Source organism: Kitasatospora sp. NPDC090308 (genome assembly GCF_044769485.1).
Lineage (GTDB): Bacteria > Actinomycetota > Actinomycetes > Streptomycetales > Streptomycetaceae > Kitasatospora > Kitasatospora fiedleri.
Window position 1 is genome coordinate 417,066 of sequence record NZ_JBIVXY010000005.1, and the last position, 17,873, is coordinate 434,938.

The 17,873-nt window shown below is 74.5% G+C and carries 22 protein-coding genes and 1 riboswitch; of the genes, 5 read left to right on the plus strand and 17 right to left on the minus strand.

Annotated elements, in window-relative coordinates; all coding sequences use genetic code 11:
* Positions 1 to 94: 94 nt before the first annotated feature.
* A complete protein-coding gene (gene pyrR / locus ACIQVD_RS15070) occupies positions 95 to 706 on the minus strand; it encodes a bifunctional pyr operon transcriptional regulator/uracil phosphoribosyltransferase PyrR (protein ID WP_111555853.1) in 612 nt (203 codons plus the stop codon).
* A 263-nt stretch (positions 707 to 969) separates the two neighbouring features.
* Here pyrR and ACIQVD_RS15075 point away from each other — a divergent pair, with 263 nt between their 5' ends.
* On the plus strand, positions 970 to 1,473 hold the full coding sequence (locus ACIQVD_RS15075; RefSeq protein WP_030459171.1) for a transcriptional regulator: 504 nt from the start codon (positions 970 to 972) through the stop codon (positions 1,471 to 1,473).
* A gap of 136 nt (positions 1,474 to 1,609) precedes the next feature.
* Here the strand turns inward: ACIQVD_RS15075 and ACIQVD_RS15080 are convergent, their stop codons facing one another.
* From ACIQVD_RS15080 to ACIQVD_RS15100, 5 genes are all read right to left on the minus strand, one after another.
* Positions 1,610 to 2,395, minus strand: a complete 786-nt coding sequence (locus ACIQVD_RS15080) for a hypothetical protein (protein WP_400689451.1) — start codon at positions 2,393 to 2,395, stop codon at positions 1,610 to 1,612.
* Positions 2,396 to 2,592: 197 nt separating this feature from the next.
* Positions 2,593 to 3,456, minus strand: coding sequence for a thioesterase family protein (locus tag ACIQVD_RS15085; protein ID WP_400689454.1), 864 nt, complete (start codon positions 3,454 to 3,456; stop codon positions 2,593 to 2,595).
* Between the two features lie 70 nt (positions 3,457 to 3,526).
* Positions 3,527 to 3,964 carry a transcription antitermination factor NusB gene (gene nusB, locus ACIQVD_RS15090; RefSeq protein WP_099897939.1) on the minus strand — a complete coding sequence of 146 codons (438 nt, stop codon included), beginning with the start codon at positions 3,962 to 3,964 and terminating at the stop codon, positions 3,527 to 3,529.
* 2 nt (positions 3,965 to 3,966) lie between these two features.
* On the minus strand, positions 3,967 to 4,530 hold the full coding sequence (gene efp / locus ACIQVD_RS15095) for an elongation factor P (protein WP_033211640.1): 564 nt from the start codon (positions 4,528 to 4,530) through the stop codon (positions 3,967 to 3,969).
* 70 nt (positions 4,531 to 4,600) lie between these two features.
* Positions 4,601 to 5,716, minus strand: coding sequence for an aminopeptidase P family protein (locus tag ACIQVD_RS15100; protein ID WP_400689458.1), 1,116 nt, complete (start codon positions 5,714 to 5,716; stop codon positions 4,601 to 4,603).
* Positions 5,717 to 5,854: 138 nt separating this feature from the next.
* Here ACIQVD_RS15100 and rpmG point away from each other — a divergent pair, with 138 nt between their 5' ends.
* A complete protein-coding gene (rpmG, locus tag ACIQVD_RS15105; RefSeq protein WP_100835254.1) occupies positions 5,855 to 6,019 on the plus strand; it encodes a 50S ribosomal protein L33 in 165 nt (54 codons plus the stop codon).
* Positions 6,020 to 6,076: 57 nt separating this feature from the next.
* Positions 6,077 to 6,319 (plus strand): type B 50S ribosomal protein L31, encoded by a 243-nt coding sequence (locus tag ACIQVD_RS15110; protein WP_400689461.1) that lies wholly within the window; start codon positions 6,077 to 6,079, stop codon positions 6,317 to 6,319.
* Between the two features lie 93 nt (positions 6,320 to 6,412).
* Here the strand turns inward: ACIQVD_RS15110 and ACIQVD_RS15115 are convergent, their stop codons facing one another.
* Entirely contained in the window at positions 6,413 to 6,988 is a 576-nt protein-coding gene (locus ACIQVD_RS15115) for a helix-turn-helix domain-containing protein (RefSeq protein WP_100835256.1), read from the minus strand.
* A 119-nt stretch (positions 6,989 to 7,107) separates the two neighbouring features.
* On the opposite strand from ACIQVD_RS15115, the gene ACIQVD_RS15120 reads away from it, so the two are divergent.
* Positions 7,108 to 7,953 (plus strand): EamA family transporter, encoded by an 846-nt coding sequence (locus ACIQVD_RS15120; RefSeq protein WP_402289287.1) that lies wholly within the window; start codon positions 7,108 to 7,110, stop codon positions 7,951 to 7,953.
* A 7-nt stretch (positions 7,954 to 7,960) separates the two neighbouring features.
* Here ACIQVD_RS15120 and ACIQVD_RS15125 read toward each other — a convergent pair whose 3' ends face one another.
* The 4 genes from ACIQVD_RS15125 to ACIQVD_RS15140 all read right to left on the minus strand — a co-directional run bounded on the left by ACIQVD_RS15125 (position 7,961) and on the right by ACIQVD_RS15140 (position 11,633).
* Positions 7,961 to 9,082, minus strand: coding sequence for a HoxN/HupN/NixA family nickel/cobalt transporter (locus tag ACIQVD_RS15125; protein ID WP_402289290.1), 1,122 nt, complete (start codon positions 9,080 to 9,082; stop codon positions 7,961 to 7,963).
* A gap of 30 nt (positions 9,083 to 9,112) precedes the next feature.
* A riboswitch (cobalamin riboswitch) is annotated at positions 9,113 to 9,323 on the minus strand.
* Positions 9,324 to 9,406: 83 nt separating this feature from the next.
* Entirely contained in the window at positions 9,407 to 10,099 is a 693-nt protein-coding gene (locus tag ACIQVD_RS15130) for a DUF6445 family protein (protein ID WP_402289293.1), read from the minus strand.
* Between the two features lie 82 nt (positions 10,100 to 10,181).
* A complete protein-coding gene (locus ACIQVD_RS15135; RefSeq protein ID WP_402289295.1) occupies positions 10,182 to 10,988 on the minus strand; it encodes an Fpg/Nei family DNA glycosylase in 807 nt (268 codons plus the stop codon).
* 78 nt (positions 10,989 to 11,066) lie between these two features.
* Positions 11,067 to 11,633, minus strand: coding sequence for a helix-turn-helix domain-containing protein (locus ACIQVD_RS15140; RefSeq protein WP_402289298.1), 567 nt, complete (start codon positions 11,631 to 11,633; stop codon positions 11,067 to 11,069).
* 94 nt (positions 11,634 to 11,727) lie between these two features.
* On the opposite strand from ACIQVD_RS15140, the gene ACIQVD_RS15145 reads away from it, so the two are divergent.
* Entirely contained in the window at positions 11,728 to 12,630 is a 903-nt protein-coding gene (locus ACIQVD_RS15145; RefSeq protein WP_402289301.1) for an SDR family oxidoreductase, read from the plus strand.
* 79 nt (positions 12,631 to 12,709) lie between these two features.
* Here ACIQVD_RS15145 and ACIQVD_RS15150 read toward each other — a convergent pair whose 3' ends face one another.
* From ACIQVD_RS15150 to ACIQVD_RS15175, 6 genes are all read right to left on the minus strand, one after another.
* A complete protein-coding gene (locus ACIQVD_RS15150; protein ID WP_402289304.1) occupies positions 12,710 to 13,558 on the minus strand; it encodes an AAA family ATPase in 849 nt (282 codons plus the stop codon).
* 67 nt (positions 13,559 to 13,625) lie between these two features.
* A complete protein-coding gene (gene aroQ, locus ACIQVD_RS15155; protein ID WP_100835262.1) occupies positions 13,626 to 14,078 on the minus strand; it encodes a type II 3-dehydroquinate dehydratase in 453 nt (150 codons plus the stop codon).
* Positions 14,075 to 15,169, minus strand: coding sequence for a 3-dehydroquinate synthase (gene aroB / locus ACIQVD_RS15160; RefSeq protein ID WP_400689491.1), 1,095 nt, complete (start codon positions 15,167 to 15,169; stop codon positions 14,075 to 14,077). Before aroB ends, aroQ begins: the two co-directional genes overlap by 4 nt.
* A complete protein-coding gene (locus ACIQVD_RS15165; protein ID WP_400689494.1) occupies positions 15,162 to 15,692 on the minus strand; it encodes a shikimate kinase in 531 nt (176 codons plus the stop codon). Before ACIQVD_RS15165 ends, aroB begins: the two co-directional genes overlap by 8 nt.
* Positions 15,689 to 16,873, minus strand: coding sequence for a chorismate synthase (gene aroC, locus ACIQVD_RS15170; RefSeq protein ID WP_400689497.1), 1,185 nt, complete (start codon positions 16,871 to 16,873; stop codon positions 15,689 to 15,691). The genes ACIQVD_RS15165 and aroC overlap by 4 nt, the downstream gene beginning before the upstream one ends.
* A gap of 170 nt (positions 16,874 to 17,043) precedes the next feature.
* Positions 17,044 to 17,871 carry a shikimate dehydrogenase gene (locus ACIQVD_RS15175; protein ID WP_400689500.1) on the minus strand — a complete coding sequence of 276 codons (828 nt, stop codon included), beginning with the start codon at positions 17,869 to 17,871 and terminating at the stop codon, positions 17,044 to 17,046.
* Positions 17,872 to 17,873 lie beyond the last annotated feature (2 nt).

Below are 17,873 nucleotides of genomic sequence, written 5' to 3' on the forward strand. Positions count from 1 at the left end.
GGGGAGCGTCGGTGTCGGTCGCCGGGCCGGGGGCGCGGCGCGGGGCGGCCGCGGCGCCGTCGGGGCCGGGGTCGGGGTGGCGCTTCACGCGGCGCTACTGCGCGGGTTCGGGGTCGGCGGCGAGGGCCTGGGAGGAGCGGGCCGCGTAGTCGCGGTCGCCCAGCAGGACGGCGTCCAGCCCGTCGGACTCGGCCAGCCGGACCTGCACGGCCTCGCGCAGCGAGGTGGGCAGGTTCTTGCCCACGTAGTCGGCGCGGATGGGCAGTTCGCGGTGGCCGCGGTCGACCAGGACGGCCAGCCGGACGGCGCGCGGGCGGCCGATGTCGTTGAGCGCGTCGAGCGCGGCGCGGATCGTCCGGCCGGAGAACAGCACGTCGTCGACCATGACCACCAGCTTGCCGTCGATGCCGCCGGGCGGGATCTCGGTGTGCTCCTGGGCCCGGGCGGGCTTCAGCCGCAGGTCGTCCCGGTACATGGTGATGTCCAGCGTCCCGAGCGGGATCTCCCGGCCGGTGATCTGGGCCAGCTTGCCCTGGAGCCGACGGGCCAGGTGGACGCCGCGGGTGTGGATGCCGAGCAGCACGACGTCCTCGGCGCCCTTGGCGCGTTCGACGATCTCGTGCGCGATCCGGGTGACGACCCGGGCGATGTCGGTGGCGTCCAGCACCTGGTGCGGGGCGCGGGGGGTGGAACTGGGTGTGGTCATGCCGGAGCGGACCTCCTTCCCCGCCTCACGGGACGGGTCTTAAAGGATGTCTGGAATGGTTTCCGACCGCAGCCGGAGCCTGGCCCATGGTAGCAGCGTGCTGATCGCGGCCCGTTCGCCGCCCGTTCGCACGAGTGCCCCATTCGGCTTGACGCGCCACCCTCACTCTACGTAACCTCACAGTGAGTTACGAAGGTGCGCCGCAGTGGCCCTCGTCGCTCACATTTCAGCGCACGCGAAGCAATCTCGTCCGGGGAGATCCATTGTCCAGCGACTACGCGAAGCAGCTCGGAGCCAAGCTCCGGGCGATCCGCACTCAGCAGGGTCTCTCCCTGCACGGCGTCGAGGAGAAGTCCCAGGGTCGCTGGAAGGCTGTGGTCGTCGGCTCCTACGAGCGCGGTGACCGCGCGGTCACCGTGCAGCGCCTCGCCGAGCTGGCCGAGTTCTACGGCGTGCCGGTGCAGGAGCTGCTGCCCGGCGGCACCCCGGGCGGGGCCGCCGAGCCGCCGCCGCGCCTGGTCCTCGACCTGGAGCGGCTGACCCAGGTCCCGTCCGAGAAGGCCGGCCCGCTGCAGCGCTACGCCGCGACCATCCAGTCGCAGCGCGGCGACTACAACGGCAAGGTGCTCTCGATCCGCCAGGACGACCTGCGCACCCTGGCCGTCATCTACGACCAGTCCCCCTCGATCCTCACCGAGCAGCTGATCAGCTGGGGCGTGCTGAACCCGGACGCGCGCCGCGCGGTCCGCGAGGAGGACGCGAGCTGACCTCGGTCGGCCGCTCGTCCGTTTGAAGAAACGTCACAGCGGGGCGGGACACCGGAAGCAACCGGTCTCCCGCCCCGCTGTCTCGCACTTCCCCGCCCGCCGTTCCGGGCCCGCCGGGCCGCGCCGGCCGGGCGGCTCAGACCACCGTGCCCAGGCTGAACCCGGGGACCGCCGCCACCCCGGCCACCGCCAGCTCGGCCGGCGACCACTCCTGGCCGGTGCTCCGCCAGGCCCAGGCCACCTGCCGGTACTCCCCGCACAGCGCGCCCGAGCCCTGCGTCCCGTGCAGCACCGCGGCGCCCGGCAGTTCGCGGTAGAGCCCGGCGCACAGCACCGCGGTGACCAGGTCCAGGTCCTCGTCGTTGATCCGCACCGCGCCGTCCTCCCAGTGCAGCACCCGGGCCCGGGCCTCCAGCGGCCCGGACGGCGCGTCCACCACCACCCGGAACTCGTACGCCCCGCAGCCCGCCCCGACCAGCACCCGCCGGAACACCTCGGACGCCTGCTGGTACGTCCAGCGCGCCCGCGGCTCGGCCACCGCGCCCGCCGTCCCGCACAGCGCCCCGTCCATCAGCAGGTCCGCGTACCGGAGCGTCAGCCCGCCCTCGCGGGCCCGGACCAGCCGCGGCAGGAAGTCCGGCAGGTCCTCGCCGCGGTACGTCACCAGCTGGGTCTGCAGCGGCGGGTTGACCAGGTAGCCGTCCCGCGCGGCCTGCTCCCGCACGTCCAGCCCGTGCAGCAGGCAGTAGTCGGCGAAGTCCTCCGGGTGGAACATCCGGGCCCGGACGGTGCCGTACTCCTCGACCGCCCCGGCCAGCAGCTCCCCGGCCTCCCGCAGGTACGTGGCGTAGTCCGGCGCGTCCGTCACCTGCCAGGCCCGCACCCGCTCGAAGTCCGCCTCGCCGGTCAGGATGCCCGTCACGAAGACCTCCCCGCCCCGGTGCGAGGGCTCTGCACTGCAACGGCGCGGCCGGCGGCTGTTCCTGGACATCGGTGGCTCCCGGGGTTCTCGGTCGAGCAACTGCTGTCCCACTCCTCCCCTCCCACACCCGCCCCACACACACGGCCTGTCACAAGTCTGCAACCGACCGTCGCCGGAGCGGGTCCGGGCCGGGGGGCTCAGCGCGGCGTCTTCGCCAACTGGCGGGACTGGGCGACCAGTCGGCCGTTCTCGTCCCAGATCTCGCAGTCCTCCTCGAAGTACCCGCCGGCCACGTTGCGGGTGGCGTGGGAGACCCGGAGCCAGCCGTCGGCGGGCAGCGCCCGGACGTGCACGGTGAGTTCGATGGTGGGGGCCCAGCCGGGGCGGCCGAGGTCGAAGGTGACCGGCGGGAGGGCGTCGGCGGCGAGCAGCAGGGAGAGCGGGTCGGCGGGGCGCTTGTCGGCGAGCCGGAACCAGCCCTGGATGCGCCCCCGCTTGGACGGCTGCCCCATCGCCCAGCCGATGGCGGCCGGGTCGAGCCGCAGGTCGAGGCGCTGCAACAGGGCGGCCTGGGCGATGAGTTCGCGCGGGGCGTGCTCGACGCCTATGCACTGCTCGGGCCCGGGCAGCTCCGGCGGCAGCGCGGTGGTGGCGACCTCCGCGTCGAGCCCGGCGAGGTCGGTGAAGGAGGCGGTCAGGCGCAGCCGCTCCTCGCCGCCCTGGGAGAGGACGGCGCTGCCGGTGGCCAGGCTGCGCCCGCGCCGGACGATCTCGGTGCGGACGGTGGCCGGGCCGGGCCGGGAGGCGGAGACGTAGGTGCCGCTGACGGTGAGCGGGTGCGGGTGCGCCGGTCCGGCCTCCCGGGCGAGGGCGTGCGCGGCGAAGGCGAGCAGCAGGCCGCCGTTGACGCCGCCGCCGATCTGCCAGCCGTCGCCGAGTTCGCCGTCGTAGCGGCCGGGTTCGCCGGGGTGCGGGGTGAGCGCGATGCCCTGGTCGAACTCGAAGGCGGGGGTGGTCTCCGGCATGGCTTCGCGGCCCTTCTGCGCGGCGGGCAAGAACATTACTTGCCGGTAGCTTACGCGCGAAGGCCGCCGGACCAACAGGTCCGGCGGCCTTCGGGAGGTGCGGGGCTCAGCGCCGGATGCTCGGCTTGAGCTCCATGAACCGGGCGAGCAGGCCGTTGACGAAGGCCGGCGACTCGTCCGTGGAGAACTCCTTGGCGATCTCCACCGACTCGTCCAGGACCACCGCGTCGGGCGTCCCGTCCTCCCAGATCAGCTCGTACGCACCGAGCCGGAGCACGTTGCGGTCGGCGATCGGCATCCGGTCCAGCGTCCAGCCCACCGCGTAGGTGGAGATCAGGTCGTCGATGGTGCGCGCGTGCTGCGCGTAGCCCTCGACCAGCTGCATGGTGTACTCCGCGACCTGCGGGATGCCCTCGTCCGGACGGGGGTCGCGGGCCCGCGCGATCCAGTCGGCGAGCACCCGTTCGGGGGACACGCCGCGGTGGTCCGCCTCGAACAGGATCTGGAAGGCCCGGGTGCGGGCCTTGCTACGAGCAGCCGCCACGGTTACTTGACCCGGCCGAGGTAGCTGCCGTCGCGGGTGTCGACCTTGACCTTCTCGCCCGTGGTGACGAACAGCGGCACCTGGATCTCGGCGCCGGTCTCCAGGGTGGCGGGCTTGGTGCCGCCGGTGGAGCGGTCGCCCTGGACGCCCGGCTCGGTCTCGGCGATGACCAGCTCGACCGCGGCGGGGAGCTCGACGTACAGCGGGACGCCCTCGTTCTGCGCGACCAGGGCCTCGAAGCCCTCCAGCAGGTACTTGGCGGCGTCGCCGACGGTGGCGGAGTCGACCGGGACCTGGTCGTAGGTGTCCATGTCCATGAAGATGAACGCGTCGCCGTCGCGGTACGAGTACTGCATGGTCCGCTTGTCGACGTTGGCGGTCTCGACCTTGATGCCCGCGTTGAAGGTCTTCTCGACGACCTTGCCGGAGAGGACCTCCTTCAGCTTGGTGCGAACGAAGGCCGGGCCCTTGCCGGGCTTGACGTGCTGGAACTCGACGACGGTCCAGAGCTTGCCGCCGTCCAGCTTGAGGACCATGCCGTTCTTGAGATCGTTCGTGGTAGCCACGGGCGCACTTACTCCTGATATGTCCGCTGTCAAGGAACACCAAGCGGCGCGCCGCCGGGACCGGGCTCGGTCACAGCGCGAGGAGCTCCTTGGTGGTGATGGTGAGCAGCTCGGGCCCGCCCTCCTCGGGAGGCCGCACCACGAGCGTGTCCTCGATCCGGACGCCGCCCCGACCCGGGAGATGGACCCCGGGGCCGACGGTGACCGGCACGCGATTGTCCAGTTTACCCATGTCGGCGGGCCCCAGGCGCGGAGCCTCCCGGATCTCCAGGCCGATGCCGTGCCCCAGGGCGTGCACGGAGCGCTCGGCGTGGCCCGCGGCCTGGAGGATCGAGCGGGCCGCGTCGTCCGGGACGTGCTGCTCGACGCCGGGGCCGAGGGCCTCCCGGCCGGCCCGCTGGGCGTGGAAGACCAGCCGGTGCAGCTCGACCTGCCAGGCGGCGGGGGCGGCGCCGATCACGAAGGTGCGGGCGGTGGAGATGCCGTAGCCGCGGTAGCTGGCGCCGAGCGCGACGGTGAGGAAGTCGCCCTCCTCGACCCGGCGGTCGGTGGGCTGGTGGCGCTCCAGGCCGGAGTGGGTGCCGGTGCCGACCGAGACCGGGAAGGCGGCCCGGTCGGCGCCGTGGTCGATCATCCGGCGCTCCAGCTCCATCGCCAGGTGCCGCTCGGTGCGGCCGACCAGGATGGATTCGAGCAGCTCGCCGAGGGCCTGGTCGGCGATCTCGGCGGCGATCCGCAGGTCGGCGATCTCGTGCTCGTCCTTGACCACCCGCAGCCGCTCGACCGCCCGGTCCAGGTCCAGCAGCCGGTCCGCCTGCGCCAGCCGGGCGACGGCGCGGTGCCGGGCCACCGTGAGGTCGTGCTCCTCGACGGCCAGGTCGCGCACCCGCAGCCGGGCGGCGGCCTCGGCGGCGGCGCACGCCGCGTCGGCCTCGCCGGGCACCGGCAGCCGGGTGACCTCCGGGTCGAGCCGCCGTTCGCCGCCCTCGCCGCCCTCGGCCGGCTCGGCGTCCTCGGGCACCGCGAGCACCGCGCGCTCGCGGGTGAGCAGCAGCGCGGCGCCCAGCGGCGGGCAGCCGGTCAGGTAGCGGACGTTGGCGGCGCGCGTGATCAGCGCGGCGTCGGCCCCGGAGGCGCTGCAGTGCTCGCGGAGGCGTTCGCGTCGTTCGGCGTGCGCGTCGGACATGCTCCGAGCCTACGAACGGGGGCCCCGGGGCGCCTGTCGGGGCGGGCCGTCGGGTGGGGAATGCCCGGCGGGGCGGCCGTGTTGTGACCTGATGAAAACGGCAATCGTTGCCGGGAGAAGGACGGAGAGGAGGCGGGCATGGCACGCAGCGAACTGCGACCGGTGGTCACGCTCCGGTCGACGGCGGGCACCGGGTTCACGTACGCGACGCGGAAGAACCGCCGCAACGACCCGGACCGGATGGTGCTGAGGAAGTTCGATCCGGTGGCCGGGCGGCACGTGGAGTTCCGCGAGGCCCGCTGAGGCACCCGGGGAGCCCGGAGGACCAGACCGACCGACACACAGCGAGGAGGAGCAGTCATGCAGCAGGGAATTCACCCCGACTACCGTCCGGTGGTGTTCCGCGACAAGACCGGGGGCCTGTCGTTCCTGACCCGTTCCACCGCCGCGAGCGAGCGGACGGTCGAGTGGGCCGACGGGCGGACGTACCCGGTGGTGGACGTCGAGACGTCCTCGGCGAGCCACCCGTTCTACACCGGCAGGGCCCGGCTGATGGACACCGAGGGCCGGGTGGAGCTGTACCGGCGCAGGTACGGCGGCTGACGGCGCACGGCGGGACGCGAAGGGCCCCGGGGCTTCCCCGGGGCCCTTCGCCCGTGTCCGGCCGCCGGTCGGCGGTCGGCGGTCGGCGGTCGGCTACGCGCCGGGCGGGGGGACCGAGACCACCATGGTGACCAGGCACGGCGCGTCGCCGTCGTTGCGGTAGCCGTGCGCGGTGCCGGCCTCGTAGGAGGCGGTGGCCCCGGCCGGGACGCGGTGCTCGCGGCCGTCCAGGGTGAGGGTGAGCACGCCCTCGTCGACCCGGGCGATCTCGACGGTGCCGGGCGGGTGCGGGTCGGAGGCGTGCGACTCGCCGGGGTGCAGCCGCCAGGACCACAGCTCCAGCGGCCCGGGGGCCTCGGCGCCGCCGAGCAGGGTGCCGCTGCCGCCCCCGGGGCCGTTCCACAGCCGGACGGCCTGCTCGGCGGGGACGATCCGGACGGCGGAGGTCTCGTCGTAGTCGAGCAGCCGGGCGATCGAGACCCCGAGCGCGTCGGCGAGCCGGACCACGGTGCCCACGCTCGGGTTGGTGCGGGCCTGTTCGATCTGGACGACCATGCCGCGGCTGACCCCGGAGCGGGCGGCCAGGGCGTCCAGGGTGTGGCCGCGTTCGAGCCGCAGACGCTTGAGGTTGCGGGCGAGGGCCTGGGTGACGAGATCGGCGTCCGGCACGGGCAGTCCAATATTCTGGTTGGGCGGGTGCAGCAGGTTGAACTATGCTGCGGCGGCATCGACAGATCCACCGACTGTACTGCGGGGTCCACCATGCTGTCCGCCTGCCGGTTCCTCCGGTGAGCGCCGCGTTCGCGCTGCTCGCCAGCCTGCTCTGGGGCGTCGCCGACTACGGGGGCGGGGCGATCACCCGGCGGGTGCCCGCGCCGACCGTGGTGGTGCTCTCCCAGTCGGCCGCCGCCGCGGTGCTCGCGGCGGCGGTGACCGCCACCGGCGGCTGGCCGGGGGCCTCCCCCGCCCTCTGGTACGCGGTGGCGGCGGGCGTGGTCGGGCCGTTCGCGCTGCTGGCGTTCTACCGGGCGCTGGCGCTCGGGCCGATGGGCGTGGTGTCGCCGCTGGCCACCGTCGGCGTGCTGGTGCCGATCGGCGTCGGCCTGTTCCTCGGCGAACGGCCCGGCGCCGTCCAGGGGTTGGGCATCGCGGTGGCCGTCGCCGGGGTCGCCCTGGCGGGCGGCCCGCAGCGCGGCGGGCCCGCGGTCGGCCGGCGGGTGCTGGTGCTGACGCTGGGCGCGGCGTTCGCCTTCGGGGCGGTGCTGGCCCTGGTCGCGCACGCCAGCGCGGGCGGCGCCCTGCTGCTCACGCTGTGCGTGCAGCGGCTGACCAACGCGGTGGTCGGGGCCGGGATGCTGGCCGCCGCGGCCCGCCGGCGGCCCCTCGGACTTTCGGCGGGCGCCCGGTCGCTGCCCGCGCTGACCGCCGTCGGGGTGGCCGACGTGGCCGCGAACGGCCTGTACGCGGCCGCCTCGCACCTGGGGTCGGTGGCGGTGGCGGCCGTACTGGCCTCGCTCTACCCGGTGGTCACCGCGCTGATGGCGCGCGGCCTGCTGAAGGAGCGGCTGCTGCGGGTGCAGGTGGTGGGCGCGGGCCTCGCGGTGGCCGGGACACTGATCCTGGCCGCCGGCTGACGCGCCGTCAGGACGCGCCCGCCCGCGGGCCGCCGAACGCCCGGGAGCGCTTGGCGATCCGCCAGTAGCCGATCGCGGCGGCCCAGACCACCACGAACAGGCCGACGATCACGAAGCCGACGTTGTCCAGGCCGAGGCCGGCGATCCAGCCGGTGACGGGGTCGGTCAGGCCGAACTTGTCGTGCAGCACGGCGACCAGCTCGATGGTGCCGATCACGAAGGCCACCGCGATCGACAGCCCGGTGATGGTCAGGTTGTAGTACACCTTGCGGACCGGGTTCGAGAACGCCCACTGGTAGGCGATGTTCATGAACGTGCCGTCCAGGGTGTCGAACAGGCTCATCCCGGCGGCGAACAGCAGCGGCAGGCAGACCACCGCGTACCAGGGCAGGCCGGAGGCCGCGCCGGAGCCCGCCATCACCATCAGGGTGACCTCGGTGGCGGTGTCGAAGCCCAGGCCGAGCACCATGCCGACCGGGAACATCTGCCCGGGGCGGCTGATCGAGCGGGTGGCCCGGTTCAGCAGCCGGGCCAGGAAGCCCCGGGCGTCCAGGTGCTTCTCCAGCTCGGCCTCGTCGTACTCCCCGGCCCGCATCGCCCGGAACACCCGCCAGATGCCCAGCAGGGCGACCAGGTTGAGCGCCGCGATCAGGTAGAGGAAGGCACCGGACGCGGTGGTGCCGACGGTGCCCAGCACCTGGTGGGTGGTCGAGTCCTCGTCCATCAGGGTGCCCGCCAGCGCCGCGCCCCCAGCCACCAGGGCGGCCATCAGCACCACCATCGAGGAGTGGCCGAGCGCGAACCAGAAGCCCACCGAGACCGGGCGGCGGCCGTCCGCCATCAGCTTGCGGGTGGTGTTGTCGATCACCGCGATGTGGTCGGCGTCGAAGGCGTGCCGCATCCCCAGGGTGTACGCGGTGACGCCCAGGCCGACGCCGAACACCTGGGTGCCGACCCGGTAGTCGTACGGCACCACCAGGAACAGCAGCGTCCCGAAGGCCACCGCGTGCAGGGCCAGGATCACCGCCATCAGCCCGGCCGTACGCAGGGTGTCCTCGCGCCGCCAGCGCAGGGCGGGCAGGACGGCGACCGGGCCGGTCCCGGCCAGGGTCGATTCGGGCGCGGTCATCCGCGGATCACGCTCCAGCACCTCGTGGATCACTTCGTGAGATGCCGTGGCCGGTCTCCTGGCTGACGGGGTGTTGCGCGCCGGCGCCCGGCCTTCCCGGCCGCGGGGGCCAGTGGCACGGGGTGGGAGCCGACGACTCCCCGATCACAGTGGCGAGGGCCGCTCCGGACTCCCGTGCCGCGCACTCGCGTGGCGGACACGGTGCACCGGCTTCCCGAGCACCACGGCCCGCCCACCGTAGGCCCGCCGCGGGTGCCGCGGCAAGGGCGCACCCGGGCCGGGGTGGCGCAGATCACGCCTGGTCAGCGGTGTGCTGACCGCCGGTCAGGCCATCCAGAAGAAGACGCAGGTCATCCGCTTCTCCTCCAGCGCCGTCCCGTGGTACTCGGTCGCGGTGTGGATCAGGTTGGCGGTGTAGAGCAGCAGCCGGTTGTAGCGGTGCGGGACGGCCAGGTCCTCGGTGAAGGAGTCCGGCGGGACGAAGCGGGTGCCCAGCGCGTCCACCAGGTTGTTGTGCGGGGCGACCACGCTGTTGCCGCCGAGCCGGCCGCCGGGCAGGCTCTGCCGGTAGAAGCTGGTGCCGCAGCGCTTGGGGACGGCCGGGTTGAGGTACAGCACGGCGGCGTAGCGGCACAGCGAGCGGGAGTCGGTGTGCGGGCGCGGCTCGCACTCCCCGGCGCCCACCACCTGCACGCAGTTGTGGTTGAAGGTGCCGCCCTCGGCCTCGTCCAGCGCCCAGATCCGCGGCGCGCCGGTGGCCTCCCGGACCAGCTCCTCGACCCGCGCCAGCTCCGCCGGCTCCAGGCCGGGCATGGCCCGCAGGCCCGGCCAGGACTCCGGCTTGTGCGGGTAGCCCTCGTCCCAGTCGGTGCGCGCCAGGTGCCGGGCGCGCACCGCGTCCGGGTCCGGGAGGACGTCGTCCAGGACCCAGTAGTCACGGCCGCGGGTGGGCTTGCGGTACGGCAGGACCGGGAGCGCCGGGGCGGGGCGCCGGTCCTGGAACGGGAGAGCGGGCATGGACCCGACAATAGGAGCGGTGTTCCGGGGCCTCGCCCAAGATCCGGTCAACCTTGCGTCAAGGCTTGCCCGTGACGCGGCGTCAGGACCGCTGGCAGCGCGGGCACCAGAACAGGTTCCGGGCGGCCAGCTCCTCGGTGCGGACCGGGGTGCCGCAGACCAGGCAGGGCCGGTCGTGCCGCCGGTACACGTACACCTCGCCGCCGTGGTCGTCCACCCGCGGCGGGCGGCCCATCGCCTCCGGGGTGTGCTCGGGGCGGACGGTGTCGATCCGGCCCGCGGCCACGCCGTCGTGCATCAGCGCCACCAGGTCCGTCCAGATCGCGTCCCACTCGGCCCGGGACAGCTCGCGCCCGGGGCGGTGCGGGCTGATCCCGAGCCGGAACAGCACCTCGGCGCGGTACACGTTCCCGACGCCGGCCAGCACCTTCTGGTCCATCAGCAGCGCGGCCACCGTGCTGCCGCTGCGGGAGACCCGCCGCCAGGCCGCCTCCCCCGACTCCCCGGCCCGCAGCGGGTCCGGCCCCAGTCGGCGGTGGACGGCCGCCTTCTCCTCCGGCGTGAGCAGCTCGCAGGCGGTCGGCCCGCGCAGGTCGGCGTACCCGGTGCCGTTGACCATCCGCAGCCGGACCTGCCCGACCGGCTCGGGCGCCTCGCCCGCCCCGAACGCGTACTTCCCGTACAGCCCCAGGTGCACGTGCAGCCAGTGCTCGCCGAAGCCCAGGAACAGGTGCTTGCCGTGCGCCTCCGCCTCGTCCAGCACCCGCCCGTCGATCAGCGCGGCCCCCTCCGCGAAGCGCCCCTGCGGGCTGGAGACCCGCACCGGGCGCCCCCCGAACAGCTCGTCGTTCTGCCTGGCCAGGCGGTGGATCACATGCCCCTCGGGCACCGGCGGTCAACTCCTCGGTCGTGGTGGTCGCGAGGAGTCCATTGTCCCAGGGCGCTCGGACAGGCCGGGCGGCCCGGTTCAGAGGGCAGCGGCGGCCTCGCGCAGGGCGGCGAGTTCGGCCAGGGCGAGGGCGGTGAAGTCCTGGCCGGGGCGGGCCGCCCAGTGGGCGAGGGCGGTGCGCAGGGCGAGCAGGGTGAGTTCGGCGGTGAGGACGGCGGCCGGGTCGGGGACGCCGCGCCCGCGCAGGGCCGCGGTGAGGGCGGTGGCGAGGGCCTCGCGCTTGAGGAGTTCGCGTTCGGTGAGCTCGGGGTTGGCGGCGACCACCTGCTGGCGCTCGCGGACGGCGGGGTGGCGTTCGGCGGTGAAGGCGTGGGCACCGGCGGCGGCGAGGGCGGCCCCGGCGGCCTCCAGCGGGCCGGCCCCGGGCGGGGCGGCGGCGATCGCGTCGGCGAGCAGGCGCAGCAGCACGTCGCCGCCGGAGAGCACCTCGCGCTTGTCGGCGAAGTGCCGGAAGAAGGTGCTCTTGGCCAGCCCGGCGCGTTCGGCGATCTCGGCGACGGTGGTGCGGTCGTAGCCCTGGTGGACGAAGAGTTCGAGCGCCGCGCGCTCCAGCCGTTCGCGCGCGTTCGGGTCCCATCTGGCCATGGCACGGAGTCTACGTGACGGGAGATGGTCGCATCACGGGGCTCCGCGCGTTATGGTGACGGGACAAGGTCCCATCACTCGGAGGTCCACCCCCATGCACGTCTTCGTCACCGGAGCCACCGGCCACCTCGGCTCCGCCCTCGTCCCCGAACTGCTCGCCGCCGGCCACCGGGTCACCGGCCTGGCCCGCTCCGACGCCTCCGCCACCGCGCTCACCGCCCTCGGCGCGGACGTCCGCCACGGCGACCTCGACGACCTGGACGGCCTGCGGGCCGCCGCCTCGGCCGCCGACGGGGTGGTCCACCTCGCCTTCAAGCACGAGGCGATGGCCCAGGGCGACTACGAGGGCGCGATGGCCGACGACCTGAAGGCCGTCCGGGTCCTGGTCGAGGCGCTCGCGGGCACCGGCAAGCCGCTGGTCGGCACCGGCGGGACGGGCGGCGGCAACACGCCCGGCCGGCCCTCCCTGGAGAGCCTGGTCGCCCCCGGCGCCCCGCGCACCGAGGCCGAGCAGGCGATCGTCGACGCCGCGGCGGACGGGGTGCGCTCCAGCGTCGTCCGGCTGCCCCCGGTCGTCCACAGCCCGCTCGACCGGCACGGCTTCGTCCCCACCCTGATCCGGATCGCCCGCGCCACCGGCACCTCCGGCTACCTCGGCGAGGGCACCAACCGCTGGCCCTCCGTCCACACCCTGGACGCCGCCCACCTCTACCGCCTCGCCCTCGAACACGCCCCCGCCGGCACCCGCCTGCACGCCGTCGACGACGAGGGCGTCCCCTTCCGCGAGATCGCCGAACGCATCGGCATCCGCCTCGGCGTCCCCACCGCCCCCGTCCCCGAGGACCGCGCCGCCGAACACTTCGGCTTCCTCGCCCGCCTCGTCCCCCTCGACCTGCCCGCCTCCTCCGAAGCCACCCGCACCCTGCTCGACTGGCAGCCCCGGCACCCGGGCCTGCTCGACGACCTCGACCAGGACCACTACTTCACCGAGAGCTGACCCCCGCACACCCGCGACCGCACGGCCCGGGGCGGCGACCGCCTCCAACCCCCTCCGCCCCTCGCCGCGCAGCGGAACCTCAGCGCGCGTGCAACCGGCTCAGGACCGCGTGGTCCAGGGCTGCCGCGGTCTCCGGGACGCTCAGGTTGGAGTTGTCGATGATCGGCAGGCCGGAGGTGCGCCAGCCGGCCATCCGGCCGTGGATGTGGGCGACTTGGTCGTCGGAGAGGCGGCGGTTGCCGGAGCGTTCGGCGTTGCGGGCGAGGACGCGGTCGAGGCCGGGGAGCAGGACGACGGGGATCATGCCGGGGCCGATGTGGCGTTTCCAGCCGCCGAGGCCGATCGCGGGGCGGTCGGGGAAGACCGCGTCGTCGATGATGCAGGAGATGCCGTTGGCGAGGTAGTTGCGGCAGGCGAAGCCGCAGGTGCGGCGGGCCAGGCGGTACTGGGCCTCGGAGGCGGTGTTCCAGCCGGACTGCGGGTTGGCGAAGCCGGACTGGACCCACTCGCGGACGTCGTCGAGGCTGATGTGCGCGGTGGGGGTGGGGCGGCGTTCGGCCCAGTACCGGGCGACGGTGGTCTTGCCGGCGCCGGCCGGGCCGATCAGCAGGACGGCGATCGGGCCGGGCAGCGGGGCGGGGAACGCGGGCTGCTGCGGTGGCGGGGCGGGCAGTTGGACGGTCCCTCCGGTCGGGAGCAGGAAGTGGCCGGTGCCGCCGGGCGCGACCGGGCCGACGGCCTTCAGCGGGACGGTCGGGCGGTCCGGCCGGGGCGCGGCCGGCCCCAGGGTGGGGATCGCCTGGGTGGCGCCGGGCAGGGCCGGTGCGGGGTACGGCGGCTGAGGGCCCGTCGGCTGCGGGGACACCGCAGGTCGTGGTGGCACTTGGCCCCCCGCGTGCTGGTTCTGCGCGTACTGGCTCACCGTCACCTCCCTGCGCCGAATGTACACGTCGGCCCGGTGGCGGGCACAAGTCCGCCACCGGGCCCGGCGTGCGTCAGCGGCCGGTGAGCTGCTCGGCGAGGGCGCGCAGGGCGAGCTCGTAGGAGCCGAGGCCGAAGCCGGCGATGGTGCCGGAGGCGACGGCGGCGATGACCGAGGTGTGCCGGAAGGTCTCGCGGGTGTACGGGTTGGAGATGTGCACCTCGACCAGCGGGGCGGTGCGCTGGGCGGCGGCGTCGCGCATCGCGTACGAGTAGTGGGTGAAGGCGCCCGGGTTGATCACCACGGGGGTCTTCGCGTCCGCCGCCTCGTGCAGCCAACCGACCATCTCCGCCTCGGAGTTGGTCTCCCGGACCTCCACCGACAGGCCCAGTTCGGCGCCGAGCGCGGTGCAGCGCTCGACCAGGCCCGCGTACGAGGTGGAGCCGTACACGTCGGGTTCGCGGGAGCCGAGCCGGCCCAGGTTGGGGCCGTTCAGGACCAGGACGCGGGTGGCGGGCGTGCTCATCCGGAGACCTCCCCGTAGGCGGCGACCAGCACGGACGGGTCCGGGCCCTCCAGGATGGAGGTCCTGGCCAGGCCGTCCAGGACGACGAAGCGCAGCAGGTCGCCGCGCGACTTCTTGTCGATCTTCATGGCGTCCAGCAGCTTCGGCCAGGCGTCCGCGCGGTAGGTCAGCGGCAGGCCGACCGAGGCCAGCACGGTGCGGTGGCGGTCGGCGGTGGCGTCGTCCAACCGCCCGGCCAGGCGGCCGAGTTCGGCGGCGAAGACCATGCCGATGGAGATCGCCGCGCCGTGCCGCCACTTGTAGCGCTCGTTGCGCTCGATGGCGTGGCCCAGGGTGTGGCCGTAGTTGAGGATCTCGCGGCGGCCGGACTCCTTGAGGTCGCCGGAGACCACGTCGGCCTTGACCTGGATGGCCCGGCGGATCAGCTCCAGGGTGTGCGGCCCGGCCGGGGTGGTGGCGGCCTCCGGGTCGGCCTCGACCAGGTCGAGGATGACCGGGTCGGCGATGAAGCCGGCCTTGATCACCTCGGCCAGGCCGGAGACGTAGTCGTGCTTGCCGAGCGTCTCCAGGGTGTCGAGGTCGGCCAGCACGCCCGCGGGCGGGTGGAAGGCGCCGACCATGTTCTTGCCCTCGGCGATGTTGATGCCGGTCTTGCCGCCGACGGCCGCGTCGACCATGCCGAGCAGCGTGGTGGGCACCGAGATCCAGCGCACCCCGCGCAGCCAGGTCGCCGCGACGAAGCCCGCCAGGTCGGTGGTGGCGCCGCCGCCGAGGCCGACCACCACGTCGCTGCGGGTGAAGCCGGTCTGGCCGAGCACCGACCAGCAGTACGCGGCGACCTCGGCGCTCTTGGCGTCCTCGGCGTTCGGCACCTGGAGGGCGATCGCCTCGTAGCCCTGGTCGGCGAGGTCCGCGCGGACCGCCTCGCCGGTGGCCTCCAGGGCCTCCGGGTGGATGACGGCGACCCGCTTGGCCTTCGGGCCGATCAGCGGGGCGAGTTCACCGAGCAGCTGGTGGCCGATCAGCACCTCGTAGGGGGCGTGGCCGTCGCTGCCCGCGACCTGGATGCGGACGAGGTCCGGGTCAGACATGGGGGTTCTCCAACTCCAGTGCGTCGAGTACGGCGTCGGCGACCTGTTCGGGCGTGCGGTCCCCGGTGTCGGCCACGGTGGTGGCGACCTCCAGGTAGAGCGGGCGGCGGGCCTCCATCAGCTCGCGCCAGCGGGCCCGCGGGTTGACCGCGAGCAGCGGGCGGGGGGCGTCCAGGCCGACCCGCTTGACCGCGTCGGCGAGCGGCACCTCCAGGAACACCACGGGCAGCGGGGCGAGCAGCGCCCGGGTCTCCTCGGCCATGACCGCGCCGCCGCCGAGCGCGAGCACGCCGGGGAAGCCGGTGACGGCGGCCCGGACGGCGGCCCGCTCCAGTTGCCGGAAGTGCGGCTCGCCCTCGTCGAGGAAGATCTCCGGGATGGGCTTGCCGGCGGCCTGCTCGACATCGGTGTCGGTGTCGCGGAACGGCAGGCCGAGGCGGTCGGCGAGGACCCGTCCGACGGTGGACTTGCCGCTGCCGGGCGGGCCGACCAGCACCACCGCGGGTGTGGCCGGTGCGCTCATCGGACGATCAGGTTGTCGAGGTAGGACTGCACGTTGCGGCGGGTCTCGGAGACGTTGTCGCCGCCGAACTTCTCCGCCACCGCGTCCGCCAGCACCAGCGCCACCATCGCCTCGGCGACGATGCCGGCCGCCGGGACGGCGCACACGTCGGAGCGCTGGTGGTGTGCCTTGGCCGGCTCGCCGGTGCGCACGTCCAGGGTCTGCAGGGCCCGCGGGACGGTCGCGATCGGCTTCATCGCGGCCCGCACCCGCAGCAGCTCGCCGGTGGACAGGCCGCCCTCGGTGCCGCCGGAGCGGCCGGAGGTGCGCCTGACGCCGTCCGGCGTCGGGACGATCTCGTCGTGCGCCTGCGAGCCGGGCACCCGGGCCAGCTCGAAGCCGTCGCCGACCTCGACGCCCTTGATCGCCTGGATGCCCATCAGCGCGGCGGCCAGCCGGGCGTCCAGCCGGCGGTCCCAGTGCACGTGCGAGCCGAGGCCGACCGGCACGCCGTAGGCCAGCACCTCGACCACGCCGCCGAGGGTGTCGCCGTCCTTGTGGGCCTGGTCGATCTCGGCCACCATCGCCTTCGACGCGTCGGCGTCCAGGCAGCGCACCGGGTCCTCGTCCAGCCGGGCCTCGTCGGCGGGCAGCGGCAGCACCCCGGCCGGGGCCTTGGCGGCGGCCAGCTCCACCACGTGGCTGACGATCTCGATGCCGCAGGTCTCCTTGAGGTAGGAGCGGGCGACCGCGCCGAGCGCGACCCGGGCCGCGGTCTCCCGGGCGCTGGCGCGCTCCAGGATCGGCCGGGCCTCGTCGATCGAGTACTTCTGCATGCCCGCCAGGTCGGCGTGGCCGGGGCGGGGCCGGGTCAGCGCCTCGTTGCGGGCCAGGCCCGCGAGCACCTCGGGGTCGACCGGGTCGGCCGACATGACCTGCTCCCACTTCGGCCACTCGGTGTTGCCGACCATGACCGCCACCGGCGAGCCCATGGTCTCGCCGTGCCGGACTCCGCCGAGGAAGGTCACCTGGTCCTGCTCGAACTTCATCCGCGCGCCGCGGCCGTAACCGAGCCGGCGGCGGGCCAGCGCGTCGGCCACCATCGCGGTGGTGACCGGCACCCCGGCCGGCAGGCCCTCCAGCGTCGCGACCAGAGCGGGGCCGTGCGACTCCCCCGCCGTGAGCCAGCGCAAGCTACCCACCGAAAGCTCCTTCGTCAGCGGCCCGCGCCGTGAACGGCGGCCGGCCCGGCGTCTCGTCCTGCCCGGCCGCAGGAACACGGCGGGCGAACTCCGATCCTTTCACGTCCCGCAGGTCACCGGGGCCACGGTCCGGGTGGCGGACAGCGAACGTCCGGAACCGAACGGGTCCGTCACCCGGCGAGCGCGGTCTCGCCCGCCTTCCGCATCGCCGCCAGCGGGCCGTGCGGCACGCCCGTGAACCGCTCGAACTGGAGCACCGCCTGGTGCACCAGCAGGTCCAGCCCGCCCAGCACGGTGCCGCCGCGCTCCAGGCAGGCCGCGGCCAGCGCGGTCGGCCACGGGTGGTACAGCACGTCGAACAGCACGCCGGGCGCCGCCGTCAGGTGCGCCGCGAAGCAGTCGGTCGCCCCGACCGGCGTGGTGGAGACCGTCAGCGGTCCGGCCAGCGCCCGCGCGGCGTCCGCCCAGTCGGCGGTGCGCACCACCACGCCCAGCCGCTCCCCCAGCTCCCGCATCTCGGCGGCCCGGGCGGCGCTGCGCACGTACGCGGTGACCTCGCCGTCGCAGACCTGGGCCAGCGCGGCCAGCGCCGAGGAGGCGGTGGCCCCGGCGCCCAGCACCGCGGCCGACCCGACCCGCTCGACGCCGTGCTCGCGCAGCGCGTTGACCAGGCCGGGGACGTCGGTGTTGTCGCCGTGCCGCCGCCCGTCGCGGTCGATCACCACGGTGTTGACGGCGTCCACCGCCCGGGCGGTGTCGCTGACGGTGTCCAGCAGCGGCCGGATCGCCCGCTTGAGCGGCATGGTCAGCGACAGGCCGGCCCACTCGGCGGGGTCGAGGCCGGTGACGAACGCCGTCAGCGCCGACTCGTCGACGTCGTACCGGCCGTACTGCCAGTCGGTCAGCCCGAGCGCGGCGTACCCGGCCGCGTGCAGGAGCGGGGAGAGCGAGTGGGCGATCGGCGAGCCGAGCACGGCGGCCCGGTGCGGGGTGGTCACGA

Coding starts and splice junctions, on each gene's coding strand:
- pyrR (WP_111555853.1), bottom strand. CDS start 706: ATGACCACACCCAGTTCCACCCCCCGCGCCCCGCACCAGGTGCTGGAC.
- ACIQVD_RS15085 (WP_400689454.1), bottom strand. CDS start 3,456: ATGTTCTTGCCCGCCGCGCAGAAGGGCCGCGAAGCCATGCCGGAGACC.
- ACIQVD_RS15100 (WP_400689458.1), bottom strand. CDS start 5,716: ATGTCCGACGCGCACGCCGAACGACGCGAACGCCTCCGCGAGCACTGC.
- rpmG (WP_100835254.1), top strand. CDS start 5,855: ATGGCACGCAGCGAACTGCGACCGGTGGTCACGCTCCGGTCGACGGCG.
- ACIQVD_RS15110 (WP_400689461.1), top strand. CDS start 6,077: ATGCAGCAGGGAATTCACCCCGACTACCGTCCGGTGGTGTTCCGCGAC.
- ACIQVD_RS15125 (WP_402289290.1), bottom strand. CDS start 9,082: ATGACCGCGCCCGAATCGACCCTGGCCGGGACCGGCCCGGTCGCCGTC.
- ACIQVD_RS15130 (WP_402289293.1), bottom strand. CDS start 10,099: ATGCCCGCTCTCCCGTTCCAGGACCGGCGCCCCGCCCCGGCGCTCCCG.
- ACIQVD_RS15140 (WP_402289298.1), bottom strand. CDS start 11,633: ATGGCCAGATGGGACCCGAACGCGCGCGAACGGCTGGAGCGCGCGGCG.
- ACIQVD_RS15145 (WP_402289301.1), top strand. CDS start 11,728: ATGCACGTCTTCGTCACCGGAGCCACCGGCCACCTCGGCTCCGCCCTC.
- aroQ (WP_100835262.1), bottom strand. CDS start 14,078: ATGAGCACGCCCGCCACCCGCGTCCTGGTCCTGAACGGCCCCAACCTG.
- aroB (WP_400689491.1), bottom strand. CDS start 15,169: ATGTCTGACCCGGACCTCGTCCGCATCCAGGTCGCGGGCAGCGACGGC.
- ACIQVD_RS15165 (WP_400689494.1), bottom strand. CDS start 15,692: ATGAGCGCACCGGCCACACCCGCGGTGGTGCTGGTCGGCCCGCCCGGC.